Origin of the sequence: Acidovorax sp. M14, assembly GCF_049331375.1 — a bacterium.
Classification (GTDB): Bacteria; Pseudomonadota; Gammaproteobacteria; order Burkholderiales; family Burkholderiaceae_C; genus Acidovorax.
This window is the reverse complement of record NZ_CP186263.1, coordinates 4,108,231-4,134,418: the sequence shown is the minus strand read 5'-3', so window position 1 is coordinate 4,134,418 and position 26,188 is coordinate 4,108,231. Positions and strand designations below refer to the sequence as shown.

The 26,188-nt window shown below is 64.2% G+C and carries 23 protein-coding genes; 14 read left to right on the top strand and 9 right to left on the bottom strand.

Going from position 1 to position 26,188, the window contains the following annotated elements; all coding sequences use genetic code 11:
* Nucleotides 1-25: 25 nt before the first annotated feature.
* From rodA to ACOYR4_RS19295, 6 genes are all read left to right on the top strand, one after another.
* A complete protein-coding gene (gene rodA, locus ACOYR4_RS19320) occupies nucleotides 26-1,201 on the top strand; it encodes a rod shape-determining protein RodA (protein ID WP_209818162.1) in 1,176 nt (391 codons plus the stop codon).
* A gap of 93 nt (nucleotides 1,202-1,294) precedes the next feature.
* Nucleotides 1,295-1,633, top strand: coding sequence for a YegP family protein (locus ACOYR4_RS19315; protein WP_015015637.1), 339 nt, complete (start codon nucleotides 1,295-1,297; stop codon nucleotides 1,631-1,633).
* Nucleotides 1,634-1,725: 92 nt separating this feature from the next.
* The gene (tldD, locus tag ACOYR4_RS19310) at nucleotides 1,726-3,210 is read left to right on the top strand and encodes a metalloprotease TldD (protein ID WP_422847722.1); all 1,485 of its coding nucleotides are present in this window, start codon (nucleotides 1,726-1,728) and stop codon (nucleotides 3,208-3,210) included.
* A 110-nt stretch (nucleotides 3,211-3,320) separates the two neighbouring features.
* Nucleotides 3,321-3,860: a hypothetical protein gene (locus ACOYR4_RS19305; protein ID WP_422847721.1), complete on the top strand. Its 540-nt coding sequence runs from the start codon at nucleotides 3,321-3,323 to the stop codon at nucleotides 3,858-3,860.
* A 281-nt stretch (nucleotides 3,861-4,141) separates the two neighbouring features.
* The gene (locus ACOYR4_RS19300) at nucleotides 4,142-5,263 is read left to right on the top strand and encodes a 3-deoxy-7-phosphoheptulonate synthase (protein ID WP_343733596.1); all 1,122 of its coding nucleotides are present in this window, start codon (nucleotides 4,142-4,144) and stop codon (nucleotides 5,261-5,263) included.
* A gap of 104 nt (nucleotides 5,264-5,367) precedes the next feature.
* The gene (locus ACOYR4_RS19295; RefSeq protein WP_015015633.1) at nucleotides 5,368-5,679 is read left to right on the top strand and encodes a hypothetical protein; all 312 of its coding nucleotides are present in this window, start codon (nucleotides 5,368-5,370) and stop codon (nucleotides 5,677-5,679) included.
* Nucleotides 5,680-5,734: 55 nt separating this feature from the next.
* Here ACOYR4_RS19295 and mpl read toward each other — a convergent pair whose 3' ends face one another.
* Entirely contained in the window at nucleotides 5,735-7,156 is a 1,422-nt protein-coding gene (gene mpl / locus ACOYR4_RS19290) for a UDP-N-acetylmuramate:L-alanyl-gamma-D-glutamyl-meso-diaminopimelate ligase (RefSeq protein WP_422847720.1), read from the bottom strand.
* A gap of 205 nt (nucleotides 7,157-7,361) precedes the next feature.
* On the opposite strand from mpl, the gene ACOYR4_RS19285 reads away from it, so the two are divergent.
* The 7 genes from ACOYR4_RS19285 (at nucleotide 7,362) to ACOYR4_RS19255 (ending at nucleotide 14,153) form a co-directional block, all read left to right on the top strand.
* Nucleotides 7,362-7,961, top strand: coding sequence for a hypothetical protein (locus ACOYR4_RS19285; protein ID WP_110960224.1), 600 nt, complete (start codon nucleotides 7,362-7,364; stop codon nucleotides 7,959-7,961).
* Nucleotides 7,958-8,536, top strand: a complete 579-nt coding sequence (locus ACOYR4_RS19280; protein ID WP_422847719.1) for a TlpA family protein disulfide reductase — start codon at nucleotides 7,958-7,960, stop codon at nucleotides 8,534-8,536. The genes ACOYR4_RS19285 and ACOYR4_RS19280 overlap by 4 nt, the downstream gene beginning before the upstream one ends.
* 170 nt (nucleotides 8,537-8,706) lie before the next feature.
* On the top strand, nucleotides 8,707-9,159 hold the full coding sequence (accB, locus tag ACOYR4_RS19275) for an acetyl-CoA carboxylase biotin carboxyl carrier protein (RefSeq protein WP_060985129.1): 453 nt from the start codon (nucleotides 8,707-8,709) through the stop codon (nucleotides 9,157-9,159).
* Between the two features lie 7 nt (nucleotides 9,160-9,166).
* On the top strand, nucleotides 9,167-10,516 hold the full coding sequence (gene accC, locus ACOYR4_RS19270) for an acetyl-CoA carboxylase biotin carboxylase subunit (RefSeq protein WP_209818176.1): 1,350 nt from the start codon (nucleotides 9,167-9,169) through the stop codon (nucleotides 10,514-10,516).
* A 78-nt stretch (nucleotides 10,517-10,594) separates the two neighbouring features.
* Nucleotides 10,595-11,497 carry a 50S ribosomal protein L11 methyltransferase gene (prmA, locus tag ACOYR4_RS19265; protein WP_422847718.1) on the top strand — a complete coding sequence of 301 codons (903 nt, stop codon included), beginning with the start codon at nucleotides 10,595-10,597 and terminating at the stop codon, nucleotides 11,495-11,497.
* Nucleotides 11,498-11,552: 55 nt separating this feature from the next.
* Nucleotides 11,553-13,220, top strand: a complete 1,668-nt coding sequence (locus ACOYR4_RS19260; protein WP_422847717.1) for a DUF3426 domain-containing protein — start codon at nucleotides 11,553-11,555, stop codon at nucleotides 13,218-13,220.
* Nucleotides 13,221-13,253: 33 nt separating this feature from the next.
* Nucleotides 13,254-14,153: a carbohydrate kinase family protein gene (locus ACOYR4_RS19255; RefSeq protein WP_422847716.1), complete on the top strand. Its 900-nt coding sequence runs from the start codon at nucleotides 13,254-13,256 to the stop codon at nucleotides 14,151-14,153.
* A gap of 149 nt (nucleotides 14,154-14,302) precedes the next feature.
* Here ACOYR4_RS19255 and ACOYR4_RS19250 read toward each other — a convergent pair whose 3' ends face one another.
* The 8 genes from ACOYR4_RS19250 to ACOYR4_RS19215 all read right to left on the bottom strand — a co-directional run bounded on the left by ACOYR4_RS19250 (nucleotide 14,303) and on the right by ACOYR4_RS19215 (nucleotide 24,660).
* Nucleotides 14,303-14,914, bottom strand: a complete 612-nt coding sequence (locus ACOYR4_RS19250) for a histone (protein ID WP_291443756.1) — start codon at nucleotides 14,912-14,914, stop codon at nucleotides 14,303-14,305.
* A gap of 187 nt (nucleotides 14,915-15,101) precedes the next feature.
* Nucleotides 15,102-16,298 carry a ribonucleotide-diphosphate reductase subunit beta gene (locus tag ACOYR4_RS19245; RefSeq protein ID WP_060985124.1) on the bottom strand — a complete coding sequence of 399 codons (1,197 nt, stop codon included), beginning with the start codon at nucleotides 16,296-16,298 and terminating at the stop codon, nucleotides 15,102-15,104.
* Between the two features lie 135 nt (nucleotides 16,299-16,433).
* Nucleotides 16,434-19,373: a ribonucleoside-diphosphate reductase subunit alpha gene (locus ACOYR4_RS19240; RefSeq protein ID WP_110960218.1), complete on the bottom strand. Its 2,940-nt coding sequence runs from the start codon at nucleotides 19,371-19,373 to the stop codon at nucleotides 16,434-16,436.
* 376 nt (nucleotides 19,374-19,749) lie between these two features.
* The gene (gene ampD / locus ACOYR4_RS19235) at nucleotides 19,750-20,379 is read right to left on the bottom strand and encodes a 1,6-anhydro-N-acetylmuramyl-L-alanine amidase AmpD (RefSeq protein WP_422847715.1); all 630 of its coding nucleotides are present in this window, start codon (nucleotides 20,377-20,379) and stop codon (nucleotides 19,750-19,752) included.
* A complete protein-coding gene (locus ACOYR4_RS19230; RefSeq protein ID WP_422847714.1) occupies nucleotides 20,363-21,901 on the bottom strand; it encodes a sigma-54-dependent transcriptional regulator in 1,539 nt (512 codons plus the stop codon). Before ACOYR4_RS19230 ends, ampD begins: the two co-directional genes overlap by 17 nt.
* An 11-nt stretch (nucleotides 21,902-21,912) precedes the next feature.
* Nucleotides 21,913-23,616 carry a two-component system sensor histidine kinase NtrB gene (locus ACOYR4_RS19225; protein ID WP_422847713.1) on the bottom strand — a complete coding sequence of 568 codons (1,704 nt, stop codon included), beginning with the start codon at nucleotides 23,614-23,616 and terminating at the stop codon, nucleotides 21,913-21,915.
* Between the two features lie 22 nt (nucleotides 23,617-23,638).
* Complete coding sequence (locus ACOYR4_RS19220) at nucleotides 23,639-23,866, bottom strand: PP0621 family protein (protein WP_056637344.1); 228 nt, start codon at nucleotides 23,864-23,866, stop codon at nucleotides 23,639-23,641.
* On the bottom strand, nucleotides 23,863-24,660 hold the full coding sequence (locus ACOYR4_RS19215) for a cytochrome C assembly family protein (RefSeq protein ID WP_422847712.1): 798 nt from the start codon (nucleotides 24,658-24,660) through the stop codon (nucleotides 23,863-23,865). The genes ACOYR4_RS19220 and ACOYR4_RS19215 overlap by 4 nt, the downstream gene beginning before the upstream one ends.
* A gap of 98 nt (nucleotides 24,661-24,758) precedes the next feature.
* Between ACOYR4_RS19215 and ffh the strand changes: the two genes are divergently transcribed.
* Nucleotides 24,759-26,138, top strand: a complete 1,380-nt coding sequence (gene ffh / locus ACOYR4_RS19210) for a signal recognition particle protein (RefSeq protein WP_291443769.1) — start codon at nucleotides 24,759-24,761, stop codon at nucleotides 26,136-26,138.
* Nucleotides 26,139-26,188 lie beyond the last annotated feature (50 nt).

The window sequence follows — 26,188 nt, the reverse complement described above, 5'->3', positions numbered from 1 at the left end:
GCGGCATCCGCCCGATAATCGGGGGATGGCCGTCGTTTTTGAAAAGCCCACGCTCGTCCAGCGTCTGGCGCCCCTGTTCCGGGGCTTTGACCTCCCCCTCCTGTTGCTGGTTCTGATGCTGGCCAGCGCCGGGTTGCTGGCCATGTATTCGTCGGGCTATGACCACGGCACGCGGTTTGTGGACCATGGGCGCAACATGCTCATCGCCGGGGCCATCCTGTTCATGGTGGCCCAGGTACCCCCCCAGAAAATCATGGCCTGTGCCGTGCCGCTGTACCTCACCGGCGTGGCCCTGCTGGTGGCGGTGGCGCTGTTTGGCATCACCAAAAAAGGGGCGACGCGCTGGATCAACGTGGGCATCGTCATCCAGCCCAGTGAGATCCTCAAGATCGCCATGCCGCTGATGCTGGCCTGGTGGTTCCAGAAGCGCGAGGGCACGCTGCGCCCGCTGGACTTTGCCGCGGCAGGCCTGCTGCTCGCCGTTCCGGTGGGCCTGGTCATGAAGCAGCCTGACCTGGGCACCTCGCTGCTGGTGCTGGCGGCGGGGCTGTCGGTGATCTTCTTTGCGGGCCTGTCCTGGAAGCTGATCCTGCCGCCGGTGCTGATTGGCGGTGTGGGCATCGCTACCCTGGTGCTGCTGGGCGACCAGCTGTGCGCAGACGGCGTGCGCTGGGTGGTGCTGCACGACTACCAGCAGCAGCGTATCTGCACCTTGCTGGACCCCACCCGCGACCCGTTGGGCAAGGGCTTTCACATCATCCAGGGAATGATCGCGATTGGCTCTGGAGGGCTGTGGGGCAAGGGCTTCATGGCGGGCACGCAGACCCACCTGGAGTTCATCCCCGAACGCACCACCGACTTCATCTTTGCTGCCTATTCCGAAGAGTTTGGCCTGGCAGGCAACCTGTTCCTGCTGGTGTGCTTTCTGCTGCTGGTCTGGCGCGGGCTGGCCATTGCTGCAGGGGCCAGCACCTTGTTCGGTCGCCTCATGGGGGGGGCGGTGTCGATGATTTTCTTCACCTACGCGTTTGTGAACATGGGCATGGTCAGCGGCATCCTGCCGGTGGTGGGCGTGCCCTTGCCCTTCATCAGCTATGGCGGCACGGCCATGGTCACCCTGGGGCTGGCACTGGGCATCCTGATGTCGGTGGCGCGGTCCCAGAAGCAGGAAACCAAGGACCCTCTCCCTGCTGCGCTGTAGGGCCTTGTGCAAGCGGTTGCCCGCAGCACGCCCTCGGGGTACAAACCGGCTGGCCAACCGTGTTTTGGTCGCTCAGCATCCGGAGGGTTTCCTATGGCGGCGAAGTTTGAGCTTAAAAAGTCGAAAAACGACAAGTTTGTTTTCAACCTGCTGGCCGCCAACGGCCAGGTCATCCTGACCAGCGAGATGTACGAGTCCCGCGCCAGCGCGCTGAACGGCATCGAAGCGGTGCGCAAGAACGCCCCGAACGATGGTCGTTTTGGTCGGCTCAGCGCCAAGAACGGTGCGCCGTATTTCACCTTGAAAGCCGCCAACGGCCAGGTGATTGGCCAAAGCCAGATGTATTCGGGTGCCAAGGCCCGGGACGCAGGCATCGAGTCGGTGCAGGCCCATGCGGCCGAGGCCGGGCTTGACGACCAGACGGCCACCTGACGTGGTGGGCGGCGCTGAAGGTGCGCCGGGTGCACATAGGGGCATGTGGACCCCACCCGGGCAAGGGCTGGTCGGGCGCCTAAAATGCTTTGATGACTTTCCGCTCCACCATTGCCGCCCCCCAGCGTGCGGCCACCAGCCAGCGCATCGATGTTGCCCGTGAACTGCTGCTGACCCCTTTTGGCCTGGACGAAGGCCACCTTGCCCGCGCTTTGGCCGAAATCCGCGCCCACCAGGTGGACGATGCGGACCTGTACTTCCAGTACACCCGCAGCGAAGGGTGGAGCCTGGAGGAAGGCATCGTCAAGACCGGCTCCTTCAGCATCGATCAGGGCGTGGGGGTGCGTGCCGTCAGTGGCGAGAAGACAGCCTTTGCGTATTCGGACGACATCTCCGAGGCGTCTTTGCTGGATGCGGCCCGCACCGTGCGGTCTATTTCGTCTGCAGCGCAGGCAGGTAAAGCGCGAGTAGCTCCCAAAAAAGTAGCGGCTAGCCGCAACCTGTACCCGGGCGTGGACCCCATCGCCTCGCTGGACAGCACGGCCAAGGTGGCGTTGCTGGAGCGGCTGGAGCAGCGCGCCCGCGCCAAGGACCCGCGCGTGGCGCAGGTAATGGCCGGGCTGGCCAGCGAATACGACGTGGTGCTGGTAGCGCGCGCCGACGGCACGCTGGCAGCGGACGTGCGCCCGCTGGTGCGGCTGTCCGTCACCGTGATTGCCGAGCAGAACGGTCGCCGCGAAATGGGCTCTGCGGGCGGCGGTGGCCGTTTCGGCCTGGCCTATTTCGACGACGAGCAGATGGGTAAATACGTGGACGAGGCCGTGAATGCGGCCTTGGTCAACCTGGAGTCCCGCCCCGCCCCGGCGGGCGAGATGACCGTGGTGCTGGGCTCGGGCTGGCCCGGCATCCTGCTGCACGAGGCCATTGGCCACGGCTTGGAAGGCGACTTCAACCGCAAGGGCTCCAGCGCGTTCAGCGGCCGCATCGGCCAGCGTGTGGCGGCCAAGGGCGTCACGGTGCTGGACGACGGCACGATTGCCGACCGCCGAGGTTCGCTGAACGTGGACGACGAAGGTCACGCCAGCCAGCGCAACGTGCTGATTGAGGACGGCATCTTGAAGGGCTACATCCAGGACTCGCTGAACGCCCGCCTGATGGGCGTGGCGCCCACGGGAAATGGCCGGCGCGAAAGCTATGCCCACATCCCCATGCCGCGCATGACCAACACTTACATGCTGGGCGGTGACAAGGACCCGCAAGAAATCATCGCCAGCATCAAGAAGGGCCTGTACGCCAGCAACTTCGGGGGCGGGCAGGTGGACATTACCTCGGGCAAGTTCGTGTTCTCGGCCAGCGAGGCGTACTGGGTGGAAAACGGCAAGATCCAGTACCCCGTCAAGGGCGCCACCATCATCGGCAGTGGCCCCGAATCGCTCAAAAAAGTGACCATGATCGGCAACGACATGCGCCTGGACAGCGGCGTGGGCACCTGCGGCAAGGAAGGCCAGAGCGTGCCCGTGGGCGTGGGGCAACCCACGCTGCGCATCGAAGGTCTCACGGTGGGTGGCACGGCCTGAGGGTTGCGTTGGCAGTCTGTCGGCAGACGTTGGGTGGTGCGTGACTTCGCGTTTTCACCTGCTTTTCGGGGCTTGTACTGCGCATTGGCCAGCGCACAATGGGTGACACCATGCCCGCCACGCGCCCCAGTCAACTGCTGACGCTCCAGTCGTTTGGAGATATCAGCCGCTTCTTGCGCGAGGGCGTGGCGGACGAGGATTCGCGCCAGCTGCGTGACAGCCTGGGCGTGCTGTCCACGCAGATCGACGAGGCGGTGCGCACCCGCCGCACCAGCACCGACACCACCGAAATCACCCGCCGCGTGGTGGCCTTGTCCCACAGTGCGCGTGAGCACCAGCTGTTTTTGACCGGCCTGGGTTCTGCGTGGCACGCGCTGTACGAGTTTGGCGCCTACCAGCGCGCACTGCGAGAGCTGCGCAACGCCATTGCTGACTGGCAGTCGATGCTTGAGCAGCGCAGCACCAAAGAAAGCGCCAGTTTCGACCAGTTCGAGCTGCTGGCCTGGCGCACGCTGGGCGAGGCGTTGCTGCTCATTGACATGTACGAGCACCAGAGCAATCCGGCAAGTGATTTGCAGGACATGCCGCCGCCGCGCAAGCCCTCGGCACTGCAGCGCTTGCGGGCATGGTTTCGGGGCGGCCTGCGGTGAATGGCCGGGGCGCCACGTGTTGTAAGCGGGCGCGTGTCGTGCATTCGCAACAGACGGAGGGTGCCGAACCGGCGCACTCCTGTGCTACATTGGCTGCCATGCAAGTTCGCAGCGCGTTTTATTTTTGGTTTTTTATCTCGGTCCCCGGCGGATGAGAGGAAAACGCGCAAGCACACACAACCTCCCCATACCAACCGCCGACGCTGCAAAGCCCGGCGGTTTTTGTTTTTCAGCCCTCCCGTTTTTCCATCCACTCCAACCGACTCCACGAGGAAGCAACCATGACGGCCACTACCAACCCCACCAGCGATGCCTGGTACCGCAGCGTCGAGAAAACCAGCCAGACCGACGACGAACGTATCAAGGACATCACCGTGTTGCCTCCTCCCGAGCATCTGATCCGCTTCTTCCCGATCGGCGGCACGCCGGTCGAGTCGCTGATCACCCAGACCCGCAAGAACATCCACAACATCATGGCTGGCAAAGATGACCGCCTGCTGGTTGTGATTGGCCCTTGCTCCATCCACGACCCTGCCGCCGCCGTCGAGTACGCCCGCCGCCTGATGGCCGTACGCACCCAGTACGCCGACACACTCGAAATCGTGATGCGCGTGTACTTCGAAAAGCCACGCACCACCGTGGGCTGGAAGGGACTCATCAACGACCCCTACCTTGACGAAAGCTACCGCATCGATGAAGGCCTGCGCATTGCGCGCCAGCTGCTCATCGAGATCAACCGCCTGGGCATGCCCGCGGGCAGCGAGTTCCTGGACGTGATTTCGCCCCAGTACATCGGCGACCTCATCAGCTGGGGCGCGATTGGCGCGCGTACCACCGAAAGCCAGGTGCACCGCGAGCTGGCCTCGGGCATCTCGGCCCCCATCGGCTTCAAGAACGGCACGGACGGCAACATACGCATCGCCACCGACGCCATCCAGTCGGCGAGCCGGGGCCACCACTTCCTGTCGGTGCACAAGAACGGCCAGGTGGCCATCGTGAACACCAAGGGCAACAAGGATTGCCACGTGATTTTGCGCGGTGGCAAGACGCCCAACTACGACGCTGCGAGTGTGGCCGCCGCCTGCAAGGACCTCGAAGCCGCCAAGCTGCCAGCCACCCTGATGGTGGACTGCAGCCATGCCAACAGTAGCAAGCAGCACGAAAAGCAGCTGGATGTGGCCCGCGACGTAGCGGCCCAGGTGGCGGGCGGTTCGCGCAGCGTGTTCGGCCTGATGATCGAAAGCCACCTGACCGCAGGCGCCCAGAAGTTCACGCCTGGCAAGGACGATCCTTCGGCACTCGAATACGGCAAGAGCATCACCGACGCCTGCCTGGGCTGGGACGCCTCGCTGCAGGCGCTGGCCGAGCTGTCGGACGCCGTCACGGCACGCCGCGCCCGCTGATCGCTGGCTTCATTGCAAGGTCTAAACTGGGGCCTCTTGCTGCACGCACTCTAAGTGCAGCAGCGGTCACCAGTCACCGCAACAACACAGAAAGGCGATCCATCATGCACAGCGAAGTGTCGGTCAAGCTGGCCGCAAACCAGGAATACCGTTTTGATCTGGAGGGCGCCGAGCCCATGGCCCACGAGGCGGGGCGGCGCTGGCTCGACGATCAGTTCATCGCGCTGGACTGCGAGCCTCTGCGCGCCAGCGGCAAGGTGCTGCTGGCCGACAAGGTGCTGACCGTGGCCCGCGCCGCCGGTGTGGCGCTGATGCAAGACCCCACCTGGTCCCGCGACTTTGCGCGTGCCGCCAGCGCCGCACTGGCCAAGCCCATCGTGCGGGTGGACGTGCCGGGCATGGCGGTCACCTTTTGAACGCCATTTGATAAAAATTGGCTGCTAGCGCTAGTGGAATATGCGCCAGCAGCTATTATTTTTGTAGTGCCTGCAGCAGCTTGGTGTGGATGCCGCCAAAGCCGCCATTGCTCATACACACCACATGGTCGCCCGGGCGTGCGGCCTGGGTGACCTGGGCCACCAGCGTATCGATGTCCGGGGCCGTCTGCGCGCGCTGGCCGGGTCCGACGCCCAGCGGTGCCAGCGCCTGCGCAGCATCCCAGTCCAGCCCTGCCGTGTGGCAAAAGGCCAGATCGGCGGGCTCCAGCGCCCAGGGCAGCTGGCTTTTCATCGCGCCCAGTTTCATGGTGTTGCTGCGGGGCTCGAACACCGCCAAGATGCGTGCGCCAGCGCCTAAAGTACGGTGCAGGCCGTCCAGCGTGGTGCGCAAGGCGGTAGGGTGGTGGGCAAAGTCGTCGTAGACGGCCACACCGCCCACGGTGCCGCGCAGCTCCATGCGCCGCTTGACGTTCTGAAAACTGCCCAGAGCGGCTGCGGCCTGTGCGGGCGCCACGCCCACATGGTGGGCCGCTGCGATGGCCGCCAGCGCATTGAGCTGGTTGTGCACGCCGGTCAGCGACCATTCCACGCGCGCTACGGTTTGCCCCTGGTGCACCACATCAAAAGCCTGCGGGTCACCCACGGCGTGAAAGTCGCTGACGGCGGCGCCAAAGCTGGCCACCTCGCTCCAGCAGCCGGTGTGCAGCACGCGGGCCAGGCTTTCTTCCAGTCCATTGACCACCACGCGTCCCGACGGCGGAACCGTGCGCACCAGGTGGTGGAACTGGCGCTCGATGGCCGCCAGGTCGTCAAAGATGTCTGCGTGGTCGAACTCCAGATTGTTCAGCACGGCGGTGCGGGGCCGGTAGTGCACGAACTTGCTGCGCTTGTCGAAAAAGGCGGTGTCGTATTCGTCGGCCTCGATCACGAACAGCGGTGCGGCGCCGATCGGCGTGGCGGCTGGCGCGGGGCGCTGCGCAGCGCCCAGGCGCGCGGACACGCCAAAGTTCAGCGGCACCCCGCCGATCAGAAAGCCCGGTTGCTGCCCGGCCGATTCCAGAATCCACGCCAGCATCGAGGTGGTGGTGGTCTTGCCGTGCGTGCCAGCCACGGCCAGCACATGGCGACCCTGCAGCACATGCTCTGCCAGCCATTGGGGGCCGCTGGTGTAAGGCAGGCCTGCGTCCAGAATGGCTTCCATCAACGGAAACTTGGGGGAGCCGTCAGCCAACCGGGCGCGGCTGACCACATTGCCCACCACAAACATGTCGGGCTGGAGCGCGAGCTGGTCGGCGCTGAAGCCTTCGATCAGGTCGATGCCCAGCGCGCGGAGCTGGTCGCTCATGGGTGGGTAGACCCCGGCGTCGCAGCCCGTCACCTTGTGCCCTGCCTCGCGCGCCAAGGCCGCGAGGCCTCCCATGAACGTGCCGCAGATGCCCAGTATGTGTATATGCATGGGCGCAGATTCTAAGGCCGGGGGGTGGGTGCCTCCTTCAAGGCAAAAAGGACTGCAGGTGCCGACTCTGGCTGCCTGAGGTGCTCTCAAAATAGTAGTTCCGCTGCACGCCGGTTGTCTGGGGCGCCAGTGCCGCCTGGGGTCATCGGCCGCCGTGTCACGGCTTCGCGCCACAATGCAGGGTCTTTAGTTCTCCACCGCTGCCATGCACACACCCCTGAGCGAAGAAATCGCCCAAACGACCGCCCGCCTGGTGGTGGAAGAGGGGCTGGAATGGGGCCCCGCCAAGCGCCGGGCGCTGCGGCAGATGGGCCTGCCGGCCCGCACCCCGCTGCCGGACAATGATCTGGTGGAAGAGGCGGTGCGGGAGTACATCCAGCTCTTCTGTGCCGATACCCAGCCGCGCGAACTTCGGGCTTTGCGCCAGCTAGCCCTGGTGTGGATGGACCGCATGGCGGCCTTTCGACCGCATCTGGCGGGTGCGGTGTGGCACGGAACGGCCACGCGCCTGTCGGACATTTACCTGCAATTGTTCTGTGATGACCCCAAATCGGCAGAGATCGCGCTGATCGATCATCATGTGGACTACGAACCGCGCACGGTCACCGGTTTCCATGGCGAATCGGTGGAGGCGCTGAGCCTGGGTAGCAAATCGCCCGAGCTCAATGAAATGATCGGTGTGCACCTGCTGATCTATGACCTGGACGACCTGCGGGGTGCGCTCAAACCCGACTCGAAGGGCCGGACACCGCGCGGTGACATCACGGCCGTGCGCCGCTTGCTTCAGGAAACCACGACCCCATGACACAGCCTGCTGAATCTCTCGCCCCGGTGACTCCCGATGTCTCTGCTCCCTCGGCAGCGCGCAGGCGCCTGTTGTATGCGGGGGTGGCTGGGGCTGCGGCTCTGGGTGGCGCGGGCTTCGCATGGTGGAAATTTCAGCCCCATGCCGTGGAGCCGGGGGCCGAGCAGGCGCTCTGGGGGCTGGAGTTTGAAACGCCAGCCGGTAGCACCGTGGCCATGAAGTCCCTGGCTGGCAAGCCGCTGCTGCTTAATTTCTGGGCCACGTGGTGCCCACCTTGCGTGGAAGAGCTGCCCATGCTCAACGCCTTCTATCGCGAACAATCTGCCAAAGGCTGGCAAGTGCTGGGGTTGGCGATTGACCAGCCCTCGGCGGTGCGCAAGTTTCTGACGCGCATTCCGCTCGATTTTCCGGTGGGGCTGGCTGGCTTGGGCGGCACAGACCTGGGGCGGTCGCTGGGCAACCTGACAGGAGGCCTGCCCTTCACGGTGGTCCTGGGCGGGGAGGGGAAAGTGCTGCATCGTAGAATGGGGCAAGTGACCGCCCAGGACTTGCAGCTTTGGGCGGGGCTGCGTTGAGGATGCGCGCCCATATACACGGGCTGTATAGGGGTTCTCGACGTGTCTTCTCTCGATGAAACGGCACTTTCCCATGCCGAAGTTCATGAAAAATGCGGGTGGAAGACTGCGATAGGGTGAAATTGGAGTAAATTCGCGCCCTATTCAGTTTTATAGCCGTTGGAGCTTCCATGGATCTGCGAAAACTCAAAACCCTCATCGATCTCGTGTCCGAGTCGAATGTCTCTGAACTCGAAATCACGGAAGCCGAGGGCAAAGTCCGCATCGTCAAGAGCGGTGGTGCTGTGGTCCAGCAGTATGTGGCGGCCCCGGTGGCAGCCCCTGCCGCAGCGCCAGCAGCCGCGCCTGTGGCTGAACTGCCTGCCCCACCGGCCGCAGCAGCCCCTACCGGCCACATCGTGAAGTCCCCCATGGTGGGCACTTTCTACCGCTCGTCCAGCCCCGGCGCCAAGCCTTTTGTCGAAGTGGGCAGCCAAGTCAAGGAAGGCGAGACCATCTGCATCATCGAGGCCATGAAGATCCTCAACGAGATCGAGGCCGACAAGTCGGGCACTGTGACCCGCATCCTGGGCGAAAACGGCCAGGCCGTGGAATACGGACAACCTTTGTTCGTCATCGAATAAGGCGCGCATGTTCAAGAAAATCCTGGTCGCAAACCGAGGGGAGATTGCCCTTCGCATTCAGCGCGCCTGCAGTGAACTCGGGATCAAGGCCGTGATGGTCTACTCCGAGGCCGACCGCGACGCCAAATATGTCAAGCTGGCTGAAGAGGCCGTCTGCATTGGCCCCGCGCCCTCGCCACTGTCGTACCTCAACATGCCGGCCATCATCTCGGCGGCCGAGGTGACTGACGCCGAAGCCATCCACCCAGGCTACGGTTTCCTGTCCGAGAACGCCGACTTCGCCGAGCGCGTCGAAAAGAGCGGCTTTCAGTTCATCGGCCCTACGCCCGAGTCGATCCGCATCATGGGTGACAAGGTGTCGGCCAAGCAGGCCATGATCCGCGCTGGCGTGCCCTGCGTGCCGGGTTCCGAGGGCGAGTTGCCCGATGACCCAGTGCAGATCCGCCGCATCGCCAAGGCCATCGGCTACCCGGTCATCATCAAGGCTGCTGGCGGCGGCGGTGGTCGCGGCATGCGCGTGGTGCACACCGAGGCGGCGCTGGTCAATGCCGTGCAGATGACCAAGGCCGAGGCGGGCGCAGCATTCGGCAATCCGGCGGTGTACATGGAGAAGTTCCTCCAGAACCCGCGCCACATCGAAATCCAGATCCTGGCCGACAAGCACCGCAACGCGGTGTACCTGGGCGAGCGTGACTGCTCCATGCAGCGCCGCCACCAGAAGGTGATCGAAGAGGCGCCGGCCCCTGGCATCCCCCGCAAGCTGATCGAGAAGATTGGTGAGCGCTGCGTGGCAGCCTGCAAGAAGATCGGCTACCGCGGTGCGGGCACGTTCGAGTTTCTGTACGAGAACGGCGAGTTCTATTTCATCGAGATGAACACCCGTGTACAGGTGGAACACCCCGTGACCGAGTGGATCACTGGCGTGGACATTGTGAAGACGCAGATCATGGTGGCGGCTGGCGAAAAGTTGCCCTTCACCCAGCGCCAGATCGAAATCCGCGGCCACGCCATCGAGTGCCGGGTGAACGCGGAAGATCCGTACAAATTCATCCCGTCGCCGGGGCGCATCACCACGTGGCATCCACCGGGGGGGCCTGGCGTGCGTGTGGACTCGCATGCCTACAGCAACTACTTTGTGCCGCCGAACTATGACTCGATGATCGGCAAGATCATCGTGCACGGCGACACGCGTGAGCAGGCCCTGGCCCGCATGCGCACGGCGCTGTCCGAAACGGTGATCGAGGGCATCAACACCAACGTGCCGCTGCACCGCGAACTGATGGTGGACGCCAAGTTCATGGCGGGTGGCACCAACATTCACTACCTGGAAGAGTGGCTGTCGCAGCACAAGCGCTGAGCAGGCAGACTTGCAGGTCGTTCACATGCTGGCTCCTGGCAACGGGTGCCAGCATTTCACTTTTTTCGAGAGACGCCTATGTTTGAGCTGAGTCTGATGTGCCCCGAGGACCGGATTGAAGCGGTCAGCGATGCGCTGGACGCGCTGGATGCGCTTTCCGTATCGGTGGAAGACGCCGATGCGCAGACCGACGCCGAACAGGCGCTGTTTGGCGAGCCTGGCATGCCGCCGCCCAAGGATGGCTGGCAGCGCAGCCGTGTGGTCGCCTTGTTCCCCTCCGAGGTGGCGGCCCGCGAAGCGCAGCAGTTGCTGGTGGTGCAGGACTTTTTTGTGGGCTGCCAGGTGCTGGGCGTAGCCCAGGTGCCTGAGCAGGACTGGGTGCGGCTGACCCAGTCGCAGTTCGCACCGGTGGACATCACACCCGATTTCTGGATCGTGCCTACCTGGCATGAACTGCCCGCCCAGGCGGTACGCAGCATCCGGCTCGACCCCGGTCTGGCGTTTGGCACGGGCACACACCCCACCACACGCATGTGCCTGCGCTGGATTGCGCGCAACGGCGCTTCGCAGCCCGGTCAGGGCAACCCCCTGGGGCGGGTGCTGGACTATGGATGCGGGTCGGGCATTCTGGCCATTGGTGCGGCCAAGTTCGGCGCCACGGACATTGACGCAGTCGATATCGACCCTGCGGCTGTGGAGTCCACCGTACAAAACGCCGAGGCCAATCAGGTCACACTCAAAGCAGGTCTGCCGGACAAGGCACAAGGCGAATACCAGACGGTGCTGGCCAACATCCTGGCGACGCCGTTGCGGGTGTTGGCCCCGCTGCTGTGCAGCTATGTGGCTGCGGGCGGCCATCTGGTGTTGGCGGGCATTCTGGAGCGCCAGGCGGATGAGCTCAAGGAGGCTTACGCGCCCTGGCTGCCGCTGGAAGTGGCGGACACCGAGGATGGCTGGATTCTGATGACCGCACGCCGTTGAACGTGCGCGAGCGCTGCTCTGGCGGCCGTGGCATGGCCTCTACAATCCTTCGCTGATGAGCCAGATCACCCGCTGCCCGTCCTGCGCCACCACCTTCAAGGTCGTGGCGGACCAATTGCGCATCTCGGAGGGATGGGTGCGCTGCGGCCAATGCAAGGAGGTATTCGATGCCTCTGCCCATTTGCTGCCGGTGGCGCCTGAAGCGCTGCTGCCCGATGTGTCGCTCACGGACCTGCGGGCGCCCACAGCCCCGGTCGTCCGAAAGCCCGATGCGCTGGGTGCGTGGGGCGGCGGCAAATCAACTGGCGCCGCTCTGCCCGCTGCTGCGAATGCAGCCAAGGCGACCACGCCTGTCACGGGAAGCGTTTCGGAGTCCGTTACCCGGGCAGCGGCGACCAACACGGTTGACGCCCCGCTGTTCTGCGTGGTGGATGATGTACCTGCAGCCCCTGTGCTGGATATCCCCAGCCCGGCGGTGCCCGCGTTTCTCACGGCAGGCGCTCGCAAGGAAACCTCTCCTGAAGTTCTGGGGGATGACCTCCTCGCCCCCTTTGCATGGAGGGCCCACAGCGCGCCACGGGCTCCGACTGCGGTGGATGCCGGGGCAACGCTATCGGCCCCAGTGCCTGCGGAGATTCCGGGGCCGATAGTGGAACCCACCACGGCTCCACGCGCCGGTGATTCCGTATTGGATGCGAACGGGTCTGTACATGGACGCGGGGATGCTGCGGCGGCGCCCTCGGGCTCGGTGACACCCGTTGTCAGCGAGGATGCCAGCAGCTTGGTCGGTGGGGCTTTGCCGCCGGTGACCGAGCCCCCCAGCCCTGCTGGCTACGAACTGCCTTTTGCAGAACTTCGCGATTCCGAAGTGACACTGGATGCGTCCTTGGATGCGGATGCCGCTGGCCTCGTCGACCTGTCGGGCGATCCTATCCATTCAACGGGGGCATCGGAGGCTTTGGCGCCGCAGCCGTCCGACCCCAGTGCCGCGCTTCTGGACGAAGTGCGGAAGCTCGCGCCAGTGCCGGTCGCGGAGTCCGTTGCTCTGGCACCTCCGCTGCCTTCCGTCGACTTTGTGCCCAAGGCGGATGCTCCGGAGACGCCGGCCATGGAGCTGGTGAAGGACGAGTCGCACGCGGCCATCCTGCGGGCACGACCTCGGCGGGCTGCGGACGACGACGATGAGGCCGAGGACCAGGAGTCCGACCTCGAGGTCAGTTTTGTGCTTGCTGCGCGCCGTAAGGCGTTCTGGCGCAAACCTGTCGTGCGGATGGCGTTGGGGCTGGTGTTCTTTATTTCCCTGCTGGGCTTGGCCTTGCAGATTGCCGTGCAGGAACGCGACCGCATTGCCGCGCTGGACGCTCGCACCCGCCCCTGGCTGGTGAAACTGTGCGAGCCCTTGCGCTGCGAGCTTGCTCCCGTGCGCCAGATTGCCGATGTGGTCATCGACAGCTCTTCCTTCAACAAGGCGCGCGGCGACAGCTACCAGCTGGCGCTGACGATGAAGAGCACCGCCACCATCCCCTTGGCCATGCCTGCGGTGGAATTGACCTTGACCGATGCGCAGGACCAGCCCGTGTTGCGGCGGGTTTTGTTGCCCACCGACATGGCCGCGCCGGCGGAGTTGCCCGCGAAGGGGGAGTGGGGCACCTCGGTGTCGGTGCTCGTGACCACGGGCGGTGCACGTGTGGCGGGCTACCGGCTGCTGGCGTTCTATCCCTGATTTCTCCCAACAACTTACCGAGTTTCACTATCTATGGCTGCCCTCATTTGTGGTTCCCTGGCGTTCGACACCATCATGACTTTCGAGGGGCGTTTTGCTGAGCAGATCCTGCCGGATCAACTGCACATCCTGAACGTGTCCTTCCTGGTCCCTTCGCTGCGCCGCGACTTCGGGGGGTGTGCGGGCAATATCGCTTACAGCCTAAAGCTGCTGGGTGGTGAGCCACTGCCCATGGCCATGCTGGGCAGCGATGGTGCTGATTACTTGCAGCGGCTGGAGTCGCTGGGTATCAGTGCTCGCCACGTTGGGCAGGTGCAGGACACCTACACCGCACAGGCGATGATCATGACGGACCGTGACAACAACCAGATCACGGCCTTTCACCCCGGTGCCATGATGCAAGCCCATGCCAACCGCATTGGTGCCGACAGCCGTGTCGGCGTAGGAATCATCGCGCCGGATGGGCGCGATGCCATGCTGGAGCATGCAGCCCAGTTCGTCGCGGCGGGCATCCCGTTTGTGTTCGATCCGGGCCAGGGCCTGCCCATGTTCAACGGGCAGGAATTGATCCAGTTCATTGAACAAGCCACCTGGGTCACCGTCAATGACTACGAGGGGAAGATGCTGTGCGACCGCACCGGCTGGTCGCTGGCCGATATCTCCCGCAAGGTGCAGGGGCTGGTGGTGACATTGGGCGCAGAGGGCTGTGAGGTCTGGGTGAATGGTGACAAGACCCGTGTCCCCCCCGTGAAACCTGCCGCCGTGGTGGACCCTACGGGCTGTGGCGACGCCTGGCGCGGCGCGCTGCTGTTTGGTCTGGAAAAGGGCTGGCCACTCGTACGTTGTGCCGAATTGGGCAACCGGGTGGGCGCTCTCAAGATCGCGCAGCGTGGCCCACAGAACTACACGCTGGATTTCGATCCGCTGGCATAAGCCACTCAGCCAATGTCGCCCGCGTTGCGTTACGCCGGGCGCTACAGCGCAACTTGCTCACGGGGCAACTCCCGGGAGAGTCCCTACCAAGATGCAGACGAAAAAAACCCGGTGCGTGTGCACCGGGTTGAGCGCGTGGCGCGCCAGGATCAGGGCTTGTTGCCCGTAGGGAAAGGCCAAGCTGCCTGAGGGTTCAGCGTGGTTTGTGCTGCGGGGGCAGCGGCCGCAGGGGCAGGCGCCTTGGGGGCCTTCTTGGCCGGTGCAGCTTTCTTTGCGGGGGCAGCCTTGGCAGGTGCAGCAGCCTTCTTTGCAGCTACGGCCTTCTTGGCGGGAGCGGCTTTCTTTGCTGGTGCTGCTGCCTTCTTGGCAGGTGCAGCCTTCTTCGCAGCTACGGCCTTCTTGGCGGGAGCGGCTTTCTTTGCCGGTGCTGCTGCCTTCTTGGCAGGTGCCGCCTTCTTCGCAGTTACGGCCTTCTTGGCGGGAGCGGCTTTCTTTGCCGGTGCTGCTGCCTTCTTGGCGGGTGCAGCCTTCTTCGCAGCTACGGCCTTCTTGGCGGGAGCGGCTTTCTTTGCCGGTGCTGCTGCCTTCTTGGCGGGTGCAGCCTTCTTCGCAGCTACGGCCTTCTTGGCAGGAGCGGCTTTCTTTGCTGGTGCTGCTGCCTTCTTGGCAGGTGCAGCCTTCTTTGCGGCTACGGGTTTGGCCGTTGCAGCCTTCTTCGCGGGAGCAGCCTTTTTAGCGGCCGGTTTTTTCGCAGTTGCCATCATGTTCTCCTTGGGTCAATTTGCAAAGAGCACTTCCTGTCTGCAGTGGACAGAAAGCGATCCATGGGGATGGATCAAAACTCCATCTCCATGAACACGGGAACGCCTCGCAGGGCAGCACTCTGCGGCGCTGTCGGTGCTGGGCGTGGTGTAAAAATCCATGTGGTGTGGCCTGCAAAAAAAAGCGCTAGTCCCAGGACAGCGCACCACCGGACTGGTATTCAATAACCCGGGTCTCGAAGAAGTTGCGTTCCTTCTTGAGGTCGATCATCTCGCTCATCCACGGGAACGGGTTTTCTTCGTTGGGGAACAGTGTCTCCAGCCCGATCTGCGTGGCGCGGCGGTTGGCGATGTAGCGCAGGTAGCCCTTGAACATGGAGGCGTTCATGCCCAGCACGCCACGGGGCATGGTGTCTTCGGCGTAGCGGTACTCCAACTCGACGGCCTTGAGGAACAGCGCCTTGATCTCGGCCTTGAATTCCGCCGTCCACAGGTGCGGGTTTTCCAGCTTGAGCTGGTTGATCAGATCGATGCCGAAGTTGCAGTGCATCGACTCGTCGCGCAGGATGTACTGGTACTGCTCCGCAGCGCCCGTCATCTTGTTCTGCCGACCCAGCGCCAGAATTTGCGTGAAGCCCACGTAGAAGAACAGGCCTTCCATCAGGCAGGCAAAAACGATCAGCGACTTGAGCAGGGTCTGGTCGGTTTCGGGGGTGCCGGTTTTGAAGGATGGGTCCATGATCGCTTCGATGAAGGGGATCAGGAACTCGTCCTTGTCGCGGATCGACTGGACTTCGTTGTAGGCGTTGAAGATCTCGCTCTCATCCAGGCCCAGCGACTCGACGATGTACTGGTAGGCGTGGGTGTGGATCGCTTCTTCGAAGGCCTGGCGCAGCAGGAACTGGCGGCACTCAGGGGCCGTGATGTGGCGGTACGTGCCCAGCACGATGTTGTTGGCGGCCAGCGAGTCTGCGGTGACGAAGAAGCCGAGGTTGCGCTTGATGATGCGGCGCTCGTCGTCGGTCAGGCCGTTGGGGTCCTTCCACAACGCGATGTCGCGCGTCATGTTCACCTCTTGGGGCATCCAGTGGTTGGCGCAGGTGGCCAAGTATTTTTCCCACGCCCACTTGTACTTGAAGGGCACCAACTGGTTGACGTCGGTCTGGCCGTTGATGATGCGTTTGTCGGCTGCATTGACGCGGCGATGCGCTGCAGCGGTGACGGGGGTCGTGGAGGTGTGTGCTGCGGGGGATGTGGCGCCCACGGGTTGCAGCGAAGGTGTCTGGAAAGCGAGAGGCGGTTGTCCCACCTGGCGGTTGTTGGGCAGACCGCCGTCCAGTTGATTTTGCGATGAGGGCTTGACTTCTTCGTCCCAGGTCAACATAGATTTTCCAGTGTTCGGATTATGAAAGCAGTGCTGCGAAAAGAAAAGCACTGAAGCGTTGTGCAGCAAGGTTTTGTTGCTTCACAGCACCGAAGCAACGCCCCGGGCGATTCCGAAGCGTTGCTCGCAAAGTGCTTACTGGCAGGCCTCGCAGCCAGGATCGTCGATGGCGCAGAACTTCACGTCCGTCGCTGGCACCGCCGCGGCCTGTTGAGCAGCAGCTGTTGCAGCAGCTTCCAGCGGGCTGGGCTGCGCTTGCGCCGTGGCAGAAGCTGCCGATGCGCCGCTGTCTCCACCCGACGACACGGCATTGAGCTGGCGTGTGTTCACGGTGCTCATCTCGACGTGTGTGGCGCTCTGCGTACGCAGGTAGTAGGTGGTCTTGAGGCCACGGACCCATGCCAGCTTGTAGGTGTCGTCGAGCTTCTTGCCCGATGCGCCAGCCATGTAGATGTTCAGGCTCTGTGCCTGATCGATCCACTTCTGGCGGCGCGATGCGGCCTCCACCAGCCACTGAGGCTCGACTTCAAAAGCTGTGGAGTACAGCGCCTTGATGTCCTGCGGCACGCGGTCAATGGGATGCAGCGAACCCTTGAAGTGCTTGAGGTCCATGATCATCACGTCGTCCCACAGGCCCAGGCGTTTGAGATCGCGCACCAGCCCGCTGTTGATCACGGTGAACTCGCCCGACAGGTTGGACTTGACCGACAGGTTGCCAAACGAAGGTTCGATCGAGGCATCCACGCCGATGATGTTGGAGATGGTGGCGGTGGGCGCAATGGCCACGCAGTTGGAGTTGCGCATGCCGTCCTGCGCAATCTTCTTGCGCAGCGCGTCCCAGTCCATCGTGGACGAGCGGTCCACTTCCACATAACCGCCGCGGGCCTTGGCAAGCATGTCCAGCGTATCAAACGGCAGGATGCCGCGATCCCACAGCGAACCCTTGTAGCTGGAGTACTGGCCGCGTTCCTTGGCGAGCTCGGTGGAAGCCCAATAAGCGTAGTAGCAGATGGCTTCCATCGACTTGTCGGCGAATTCCACTGCTTCTTGCGAGGCATAAGGAATGCGCAGCGCATACAGGCTGTCCTGGAAGGCCATCACGCCCAGGCCCACGGGGCGGTGGCGCAGGTTGGAGTCGCGGGCCTTGTTCACGGCGTAGTAGTTGATGTCGATCACGTTGTCCAGCATGCGCATGGCCACGGTGATGGTCTTCTTGAGCTTCTCGTGATCGATCTGGCCGTCTTTGATGTGCTGCAGCAGGTTGACCGAGCCAAGGTTGCAAACGGCAGTTTCGGTATCGCTGGTGTTCAGCGTGATCTCGGTGCACAGGTTGGACGAGTGCACCACGCCAGCGTGCTGCTGGGGCGAGCGCACGTTGCAGGCATCCTTGAACGTGATCCAGGGATGGCCGGTTTCAAACAGCATGGTCAGAATCTTGCGCCAGAGGTCGGTGGCCTGCACGGTCTTGGCGGGCTTGATCTCGCCGCGTGCGGCTTTTTCTTCGTAGGCCACATAGGCCTTTTCAAAGTCGGCGCCGAACAGATCGTGCAGATCCGGCACGTTGGAGGGCGAGAACAGGGTCCAAGTGCCCTTTTCCATCACGCGGCGCATGAACAGGTCGGGAATCCAGTTCGCCGTGTTCATGTCGTGCGTGCGGCGGCGGTCGTCGCCGGTGTTCTTGCGCAGTTCCAGGAACTCTTCGATGTCCAGGTGCCAGGTTTCCAGGTACGTACAGACGGCGCCCTTGCGCTTGCCGCCCTGATTCACCGCCACGGCCGTGTCGTTCACCACCTTCAGGAACGGCACCACGCCTTGCGATTCGCCGTTGGTGCCTTTGATGTGGCTGCCCAGTGCGCGCACGCGCGTCCAGTCGTTGCCCAAGCCGCCCGCGAACTTGGACAGCAGGGCGTTTTCCTTGATGGACTCGTAGATGCCGTCCAGGTCGTCCGGCACCGTGGTCAGGTAGCAACTCGACAGCTGTGAGCGCAGCGTACCGCTGTTGAACAGCGTGGGCGTGCTGGACATGAAGTCGAAGCTGGACAGCACTTCGTAGAACTCGATGGCCCGTGCCTCGCGGTCGGTTTCGTTCAGTGCCAGGCCCATGGCCACGCGCATGAAGAAGGCCTGGGGCAGCTCGATGCGGGTCTTCTTGACGTGCAGGAAGTAGCGGTCGTACAGCGTCTGCAGGCCGAGGTAATCGAACTGCAGGTCGCGCTCGGCCTTGAGCGCAGCGCCCAGGCGGTTCAGATCGTATTGCTTGAGCAGGCGCTCATCCAGCAGCTCGTTGTCCACCCCCTTCTGGATGAAGGAGGGGAAATAGTCCTTGTAGGCCTGGCCCATGTCGCTTTGGGTCACGTCACGCCCTAGCACCTCACGCACGATGGTATGCAGCAGCAAGCGGGCCGTGGCGTAGGTGTAGTCGGGATCTTTTTCGATCAGGGTGCGGGCGGCCAGAATGGATGCCTTGTAGACCTCGTCCATGGGAACGCCGTCATACAGGTTGCGCATGGTCTCGGCGACGATGGGAGCGGCCTTGATGTCAGCGCCCAGGTTGGCGCAGGCCGACTCGATCAATGCGTGCAGGCGCAGGATGTCCAGCTGCACACGTTGGCCGTTGTCGATCACGTGCATCACCGGGGTGGCGGGAGCGAGCTGTTCCTGGTGGTGGGCGCGCTCCTGCGTGCGGCGCTCGCGGTACAGCACGTAGGCGCGGGCGACTTCGTGGTGCTCGCCGCGCATCAGGCCCAGCTCGACCTGATCCTGCACATCTTCAATATGGAAGGTGCCGCCGCCCGGGCGCGAGCGCATCAGGGCGCGGACCACGTTCTGGGTGAGCGTATCTACCACCTCACGCACGCTGGCAGAGGCGGCGCCCTGCGTGCCGTGCACTGCCAGAAACGCCTTCATCATCGCCACTGCAATTTTCTGGGGCTCGAACGGCACCACCGCGCCGTTGCGGCGAATGATCTGGTAATGCGTGAGCGGGTGCCCGGAAGCTGCGGCCGCTGCAGCGTGTGTGGCGGTATCTGCAGAGGCGGTGGGCGATGGGGAAGGCGTGTTCAAAGCAGCTTGCATGGGTGTCCTCTTCTGTGGGCTGTCTGGGGTGGCGTGCGGCCTGGAGCGCCGCCGCAGTGTGTGGGTGCTGCACCGGACTTCAGTCTGGCGCACACTATATATGGTGTGTCGAGGCGGTTCAAGACACTACCGGTAGTGTACCGCCGGAATGAGTCCCCAAAACCGAAACAGCATGTTCCCAACCCCGTTGCCTTGGCAATCGGCACCTGCGGCGAACCCTTGTAAACGCGATGTGGGCGATGCAAAACCTTGCAGTGGCGTACCTTGGCGGCGGATTTCCTGCGCCAGGCCGCGCAGTGCTTGGCTGCAAAAATATGTGCGAACGCACAAAGAAAAAATTGCCTTGATGCGCCCGTGCGACAGTGAAAGCGCGGCGTCAGCGAAGCTGCTGCGGGCCCGTCTGTGTGCCTTGCGGAAATCGCTGCGCTGGCCAGCCCAGGGCCTGTTGCAGCCTGGACCAGTCAAACCCCGGGCCCGGGTCAAGCTTACGCCCCGGGGCGATGTGTTCATGCCCCGCGATGTGCTCGATGGGGTAACGCAGCGTAATGTCCTGGCAGACCCAGGCCAGTGTCTCGTATTGGGCGGACTCGAAGGTGAGGCCCTCCAGGCCTTCCAGTTCAATGCCGATGGAATCGTCGTTGCACTGGCTCCTGCCACGGTAGAACGATTGCCCCGCATGCCAGGCTCGCTGGTCGCAATCCACAAACTGCCACAGTGCACCGGTGCGCTCGATGAAAAAATGGGCGGACACCTGCAGTCCGCGAATGCCCTGGTAGTAAGGGTGCGCGTCCCAGTCCAAAGTGTTGGTGAACAGCTGTTGCACAGCGCCGCCGCCGTATTCACCCGGGGGCAGGCTGATGGAGTGCACCACGATCAGGTCCACCCCCGAGGCCTGTACGGGGCGTGGTCCGAAGTTCGGCGATGCCAGCCGCTGGGCTGCCAGGTGCCATCCGCCGTCCCAGCGCGTGGGGGCTGCTGCCGGGGCGCTGTCAGCCCTGGTCGTCATGCGGGTCCTGGTCGTTGGGTACCGCGATGTTCAGCCGGGCAATGCGGTAGCGAATCTGGCGCAGGCTGATACCCAGGCGTGCCGCCGTGGCCGTGCGATTGAATCCGGATTCTTTGAGCGCGCGGATCAGTATCTCGCGCTCCTGCTGATCCAGCCAGGCCTGTAGGTCGCTGGGGAGGGGCACGGTGCATCCGCTGGCCAGGGGCTGCTGGGTTGGGGCGGTATCGGACGGGGAGGAGGTGCCGCCGGCCGAACCCTCTGCCGCAGTGGCCAACGCGGGTGTCGCGGGCCGCGCCATCTGCACCTCTGCCGCACCGCTGGGCGCATCCACCTGCAACTCGTCCCCATCGCTCAACGCCACTGCACGGTGCAGCAGGTTTTCCAGCTCGCGGACGTTTCCGGTCAGCGGGTGGACGGCGATGGCGTTCAGTGCACGGTCAGTGAGCTGGGGCACCGGCATGCCGGACTCGTTGGCAATGCGGGTGAGCAGTGCTGCACACAGTGCGGGCAGATCCTCCCGACGCTCGCGCAGTGGCGGGATGACGATCTCGATCACATTGAGCCGGTAGTACAGATCCTGGCGGAACCGGCCGGCCTGGACATCGGCCGCCAGGTCGCGGTGGGTGGCGCTGACGATGCGCACGTCCACGGTTTCTTCCTGGGTGGAGCCCAACGGCCGCACGCTGCGCTCCTGGATGGCGCGCAGCAACTTGGATTGCATCGCCAGCGGCAGGTCACCGATTTCGTCGAGGAACAGGGTGCCCCCGCGTGCGGCCTGAAAGTACCCATCACGGTCTTGCGAAGCCCCGGTGTAGGAGCCCTTGCGGGCGCCAAAGAATTCGGCTTCCAGCAGGTTTTCAGGGATGGCTCCGCAGTTCACGGCGACCAGGGGGCCATCCGCGCGCTGGCTGCTGGCGTGCAAGGCCTGGGCCACCAACTCCTTGCCGGTGCCCGACTCGCCATGGATCAGCACGGGCGCCATGCCACGCGACACCTTGGCCACGCGCTGTTTGACGTTGCGGATGGCGTCGGACTCGCCCACCAGGCGATCCAGGGCGGCGTTGGCACTGCCGAATTCGCTGGCCGCCGCCGCATTGGCAGACCGGCTGGAGCCGTTGCTGCGTGCCGCACGCGGAGGGGGGACTCCGCCGGTGCCCTGGATGGCCGAGGCCACCACCGAGCGGAACTGCTTGAGGTCCACGGGCTTGGTGAGGTAATCGAATGCCCCGGCGCGCAGCGCCTCGACCGCGTTTTCTGCCGATCCGTAGGCGGTCATGACCACGCAGCGCTCCCGGCGCTGCTGGTCGCGCAGGTCCTGCAGCAGTTCCATACCGAACCCGTCAGGCAGTCGCATGTCAGTGATCACCGCGTCAAAACGCTGGGCCTTGAGCTGCTCGCGGGCCTCCTGCACGTTGGACGCAGTCTCAACCCGGTAGCCCTCACGCAGCAAGGTGAGCTCGTACAGGGTGCGCAGATCGGGTTCGTCGTCAACGACAAGGATGGAGGCGGCAGGGGCGTTCATGGAGGCTGCAGTCAGACCACGATAGTGTCAAACAAGGTGGCATTGTCGGCGGGGCGGGTCGTGCGGCGGAAGCCCACGGTGAAGGCGTTGCCTCCGATGTCTCCGCGTGCGGTGGGGCGGTTCAGGCGCTGGTAGCTGATGGAGGCGCCATGGCGCTGGCACAGCTCCCGGCAAATATAGAGGCCCAGGCCGCTGGAGCGGCTCTCGGACGAGAAGAAGGGCTCGAACAGATGCCGCTCCACGGATTTGTCCATGGGCGCTCCGTCGCTCCACACCTGCAGGCTGACCTGGCCGGCAGGCGTATTGCGCGTGGTCACCGATAGCGAGTCGGGCTCCGGGCCCATGTAGCGCAGGGCGTTGTCCAGCAGGTTGACCAGAACGCGGCGCAGGTGCTCGGCGTCAAACTCCACCTGGGTGGCACCGGTATCCAGCGACACCACGGCGCGCCGCCGCGCGGGGTCCTGGGCCTGCCAGTCGTTCCAGATCTGGGCGACGGTTTCGTCCAGCACCACGGTGGAGGCGGGGGCGTGGCTGATCTGGTGCTGCACGCGGGCAATGTCCAGCACCTCTTCGGCAATGCGTGCCAGGCGGTCGGCGTTCTGCTGCACCATGTGCGCCAGGCGCTTTTGTGCCGGCTCGTGCAGGTCTTCTTCCAGCAGGGCATTGGCTTGCACGATGGCGGCCAACGGGTTGCGGATCTCGTGGGCCACGGCGGCAGACATGCGGCCCATGGCCGCGAGTTTTTCGGTGCGCAGCCGCGCTTCCATTTCCCGCAAGTCGTGCAGGAACATCACGCACAGCCGCTCGGAGTGCGTCTGCAAGGCTGCATTGCGTGTGGACGTGAGCCAGGTGCGCACATGCAGGCCGGTGGGGCTCTGGCCTTCGTGCAGCAGATCAACATCGGCCGTCTGGGGCTGTTCGTGACGGAAGGTGCGCCGCGCCAAAATCACCAGGGGGTGCCACGGCGCGGTGGAGGTCAGGGCAAACGGCAACTCGGTCAGTGCCACGCCACCCAACAGTTGCAGCCCTGCGGGGTTGGCAATGCGCACCACATCGGTCTCGTCCACCACCAGCACCCCGTCGGTCAGGTTCTGGATGACCAGTGCACTGACCTGCGTTTGCACGCGCGCCGCGATCTGGCTTTGTTGCGCCACTTCCTGTTCGCGCGCCAGGCGGGTGGCCAGCTGGTGCACCAGATAGCTCACGATGAAGTAGCCTGTGCCGGTCAGCGCACTTTGCAGGTAGCGCTGGCCCTCGTCGCCCGTGCTGTACTGGCCCACCCACCAGGCCCAGCCCAGCAGCAGCAGCGTGACTGCGGCAGTGGTGCCCAGGGCCAGGGTCAGCGTGCCCATGACCGCTGCGATCAGGATGGGCAGGCCGAACAGGGGCGTGTAGTTCATGGTGCCCGCATGCAGCAACTGCAGCGCAGTGATCGCCGCCAGGTCCACACCAATGGAGGGCAGCCACTGCGGGCCGGCGCCGGGCGACGGCGGGGCTTTGCGCGACAGCACCCGCAGCACCACGGTGGCCACGAGGTAGACCACGCAGACTGCGAGCACGGAAGGTGCCGCCGCTTGATTGATCAGCTGCCCGGCCCCCTGCAGCACCAAAAGTGCCAGGGCCACCATGACGCGGCCCGTCAGAAAACCGAGCCACAGCCGTGCGAAGGGGGCGTCTGCGGAAGGCGGCAGTGGGCCTGCGGGCGCTGCTTGCATGGTCACAACGGCAAGGCGTCGTTCAGGCCGGGCCCATGCGCCGGTGCTCGGCGCTGCAATAGGCCTGACTGCCCAGCATCAAGGCTTCGGCCTGCGGGATGTGCACGCCGCAGTGCGCGCAGGCCAGCATGTCCTGCGGCAGGGCAGGCGGTGTGGGGGGCGCTTTGGGCGCCGCCGCATCAGGGGCGCGGCGGCTGCGCCAGATACCTACGGCCACCGCGATGACGACCAACAAGACCAGGTACTTCATGCGCTGCGGCCCAGAACAACTTCCAATACAAAACGCGAGCCCACATAGGCCAGCAGCAACAGGGCCGAGCCCGCATACAACACACGCACCGCATTGCGGCCCCGCCAGCCAAAGCGGGCACGGCCCAGCAGCAACGTGGCAAAGGTCAGCCACGAGAGCATCGAGAACACGGCCTTGTGGTCCCACCGCCAGGCCCGGCCATACAGCGTCTCGCCAAACAGCCACCCGGCCAACAAAGTGGCGGTGAGCAGCACAAACCCCGCCGTCACGAACCGGAAGGTCAACCGCTCCAGCGTCAGCAGTGGGATGCCGCTGTGCGGGTCTTCAGCCTGCCGGATGTGGCGTTCGGCGCGTGTCATGAGCCAGGCATGCACCACCGCCGCTGCAAACAGGCCATAACACGCAATGCCCAGCGCCAGGTGCAAAGGCAGCCAGGCGGATGCGGTCACGTGCAGGGGCTGCCCCGGGAACAGCATGGCCAGCACGATGGCGGCCGCGCCCAGCCCTGCCAGCACCCAGCGTGACTGCATTTGTGGAAACAACTGCCGCTCCACGGCATAGACCGTGAGCACCAGCCAGGCCGTCATCGACAGCGCGGGCGCAAAACCAAACCGTGGCGCATCGCCCCACAGGCCCCAGACCAGCACGGCGCCGTGCAGCAACCACGCGACCAGCAGTGCATTGCGCGCTGCTGCAGCCCCCAGGCGGGAGGCCGCGGCAGCCGGCACGGCATAGGCCACGGCAGCGGCCAGGGCCAGCACCCAACTGACGGGGGAGCTACTCGTTAAAATCATGGGCACAGTTTAGCCTTTCGCCCACCGCCAGCGCCCTGGCGGGGCTGCGCACGCAACGCCCTTGTTGACGGCGCGCAGCCAATACCGGAAACACCCCTATGGCCTCCGCCCTTACCGACAAACTCACGCGCCTCGTCAAGGAGATGCGTGGCCAGGCCCGCATCACCGAATCCAACGTGCAGGACATGCTGCGCGAAGTGCGCATGGCGCTGCTCGAAGCCGACGTGGCCCTGCCCGTGGTGCGCGACTTCATCGCTCGCGTCAAGGAAAAGGCCCTGGGCCAGGAGGTGCTGGGCTCGCTCAAGCCCGGGCAGACGCTGGTCAGCATCGTCAACCGCGAACTGGCCGCCACCATGGGCGAGGGCGTGGCCGACATCAATCTGGCCGCCCAGCCGCCCGCCGTGATCCTGATGGCCGGCCTGCAAGGTGCGGGCAAGACCACCACCACGGCCAAGCTGGCCAAGCACCTGATCGAAAAGCGCAAGAAGAAGGTGCTGACCGTGTCGGGCGACGTGTACCGCCCGGCCGCCATCGAGCAGCTCAAGACCGTGACCAAGCAGGCCGGGGCCGAATGGTTCCCCAGCACGCCCGACCAGAAGCCGCTCGACATCGCCCGCGCCGCCCTGGACTACGCCAAGAAGCACTACTTTGACGTGCTGCTGGTCGATACGGCCGGCCGTCTGGCGATTGACGAAGCCTTGATGAATGAAATCAAGGACCTGCATGCTGCGATCAACCCTGTCGAGACCCTGTTCGTGGTGGATGCCATGCAGGGCCAGGACGCCATCAACACGGCCAAGGCCTTCAAGGAGGCGCTGCCCCTCACCGGCATCGTGCTCACCAAGCTGGACGGCGACTCGCGTGGTGGTGCCGCGCTATCCGTGCGCCAGATCACGGGGGCGCCCATCAAGTTTGCGGGTGTCTCCGAGAAGATCGACGGGCTGGAAGTGTTCGACGCCGAGCGCCATGCGGGCCGCATCCTGGGCATGGGCGACATCGTGGCGCTGGTGGAGCAGGTGACGGCCGGGGTGGACATGGAGGCCGCACAAAAGCTGGCGGCCAAGGTCAAGAGCGGTGACGGGTTCGACCTGAACGACTTTCTCTCGCAGATCCAGCAGATGAAGCAGATGGGCGGGCTTTCGAGCCTGATGGACAAGCTGCCCTCTCAGCTCACCGCCAAGGCCGGTTCGCTGGACATGGACAAGGCCGAAAAGGACATCAAGCGCAAGGAAGGCATCATCCAGAGCATGACCCCCCTGGAGCGCCGCAAGCCCGAACTCATCAAGGCCACGCGCAAGAAGCGCATCGCCAACGGGGCGGGCGTGCATGTGCAGGAGGTCAACCGCCTGCTCAAGGAGTTTGAGCAGATGCAGGGCATGATGAAGAAGATGAAGGGCGGCGGCCTGATGAAGATGATGAAGCGCATGGGCGGCATGAAGGGCATGGGCGGCGGAGGCATGCCCAAGATGCCTTTCTGAAAGGTTTTCAAGCCTTTTTGGCACCAGGCGCTACAACCATATGCCTGAGA

What these genes read in the sequence shown, in the direction of transcription:
- ACOYR4_RS19305 (WP_422847721.1), top strand. Translation starts at nt 3,321, where the DNA reads ATGCCCGCCACGCGCCCCAGTCAACTGCTGACGCTCCAGTCGTTTGGA.
- ACOYR4_RS19230 (WP_422847714.1), bottom strand. Translation starts at nt 21,901, where the DNA reads ATGAACGCCCCTGCCGCCTCCATCCTTGTCGTTGACGACGAACCCGAT.
- ACOYR4_RS19285 (WP_110960224.1), top strand. Translation starts at nt 7,362, where the DNA reads ATGCACACACCCCTGAGCGAAGAAATCGCCCAAACGACCGCCCGCCTG.
- ACOYR4_RS19250 (WP_291443756.1), bottom strand. Translation starts at nt 14,914, where the DNA reads ATGGCAACTGCGAAAAAACCGGCCGCTAAAAAGGCTGCTCCCGCGAAG.
- accC (WP_209818176.1), top strand. Translation starts at nt 9,167, where the DNA reads ATGTTCAAGAAAATCCTGGTCGCAAACCGAGGGGAGATTGCCCTTCGC.
- ACOYR4_RS19315 (WP_015015637.1), top strand. Translation starts at nt 1,295, where the DNA reads ATGGCGGCGAAGTTTGAGCTTAAAAAGTCGAAAAACGACAAGTTTGTT.
- ACOYR4_RS19300 (WP_343733596.1), top strand. Translation starts at nt 4,142, where the DNA reads ATGACGGCCACTACCAACCCCACCAGCGATGCCTGGTACCGCAGCGTC.
- rodA (WP_209818162.1), top strand. Translation starts at nt 26, where the DNA reads ATGGCCGTCGTTTTTGAAAAGCCCACGCTCGTCCAGCGTCTGGCGCCC.
- ACOYR4_RS19295 (WP_015015633.1), top strand. Translation starts at nt 5,368, where the DNA reads ATGCACAGCGAAGTGTCGGTCAAGCTGGCCGCAAACCAGGAATACCGT.
- accB (WP_060985129.1), top strand. Translation starts at nt 8,707, where the DNA reads ATGGATCTGCGAAAACTCAAAACCCTCATCGATCTCGTGTCCGAGTCG.
- ACOYR4_RS19260 (WP_422847717.1), top strand. Translation starts at nt 11,553, where the DNA reads ATGAGCCAGATCACCCGCTGCCCGTCCTGCGCCACCACCTTCAAGGTC.
- ACOYR4_RS19220 (WP_056637344.1), bottom strand. Translation starts at nt 23,866, where the DNA reads ATGAAGTACCTGGTCTTGTTGGTCGTCATCGCGGTGGCCGTAGGTATC.
- ACOYR4_RS19225 (WP_422847713.1), bottom strand. Translation starts at nt 23,616, where the DNA reads ATGCAAGCAGCGCCCGCAGGCCCACTGCCGCCTTCCGCAGACGCCCCC.
- ACOYR4_RS19245 (WP_060985124.1), bottom strand. Translation starts at nt 16,298, where the DNA reads ATGTTGACCTGGGACGAAGAAGTCAAGCCCTCATCGCAAAATCAACTG.
- ffh (WP_291443769.1), top strand. Translation starts at nt 24,759, where the DNA reads ATGGCCTCCGCCCTTACCGACAAACTCACGCGCCTCGTCAAGGAGATG.
- prmA (WP_422847718.1), top strand. Translation starts at nt 10,595, where the DNA reads ATGTTTGAGCTGAGTCTGATGTGCCCCGAGGACCGGATTGAAGCGGTC.
- ACOYR4_RS19255 (WP_422847716.1), top strand. Translation starts at nt 13,254, where the DNA reads ATGGCTGCCCTCATTTGTGGTTCCCTGGCGTTCGACACCATCATGACT.
- mpl (WP_422847720.1), bottom strand. Translation starts at nt 7,156, where the DNA reads ATGCATATACACATACTGGGCATCTGCGGCACGTTCATGGGAGGCCTC.
- ACOYR4_RS19215 (WP_422847712.1), bottom strand. Translation starts at nt 24,660, where the DNA reads ATGATTTTAACGAGTAGCTCCCCCGTCAGTTGGGTGCTGGCCCTGGCC.
- ACOYR4_RS19240 (WP_110960218.1), bottom strand. Translation starts at nt 19,373, where the DNA reads ATGCAAGCTGCTTTGAACACGCCTTCCCCATCGCCCACCGCCTCTGCA.
- ACOYR4_RS19280 (WP_422847719.1), top strand. Translation starts at nt 7,958, where the DNA reads ATGACACAGCCTGCTGAATCTCTCGCCCCGGTGACTCCCGATGTCTCT.
- tldD (WP_422847722.1), top strand. Translation starts at nt 1,726, where the DNA reads ATGACTTTCCGCTCCACCATTGCCGCCCCCCAGCGTGCGGCCACCAGC.
- ampD (WP_422847715.1), bottom strand. Translation starts at nt 20,379, where the DNA reads ATGACGACCAGGGCTGACAGCGCCCCGGCAGCAGCCCCCACGCGCTGG.